The 641-nt window shown below is 39.9% G+C and carries 1 pseudogene; it reads right to left on the reverse strand.

The features are described 5' to 3' along the window. A pseudogene (locus A9G31_RS08505) lies at positions 1-641 on the reverse strand (IS5 family transposase); the annotation flags it as partial.

A 641-nucleotide genomic window follows, 5' to 3' on the forward strand; every position in this document is an offset into this window, starting at 1 on the left:
TAATTCCTTTCTAACTTATCGTATCTAGTTGATATTGAACGATATTGCTTGATTCTAGCAAAGGCATTCTCGACTAAATGACGATAGCGATAAAGGCACCTATCCATACTGCTTTTATCTATATCCTTACCATAATTACGTTTAGCAATCACCGTTCGTCCGCCTTTTTGACGAACAAAGCACCGAAAAGGCTCGCTGTCATAACCTTTATCGGCTATCACTGTATTGACTTCATCGAGCTTTTCAACTAGGTTTTCTGCATAAGTGATATCATGTCGTTGTCCTTCAGAAAGCTCAAAACAAATAGGCAAACCACCACTATCAACCGCAAGATGAATTTTAGTTGAATTACCACCACAGCTCTGACCTATTTGCTCGGAATGCTCCGTTGCAGCGCCTGTACTATGTTGATGAGCCCTGATAATCGAGCCATCTAGGAACACCCATTCAAAATCCGCTAGTTGTGATAAATGTTTGAAAATATCAACTAATATTCCTTTTTTAGACCACAAATTAAATCATCTATAGACGGTGCTCCATTCACCAAATTCTTCTGGCAAATCTCGCCAAGGAATACCGGTTCTCATTCGGAAAAGGCTCCCTTCAAACGTCATCTCAGCTCGGATTTATTATAAACTCGG

The sequence above is a fragment of the Gilliamella sp. Gris1-4 genome (genome assembly GCF_001690335.1).
Classification (GTDB): Bacteria; Pseudomonadota; Gammaproteobacteria; order Enterobacterales; family Orbaceae; genus Gilliamella; species Gilliamella apicola_P.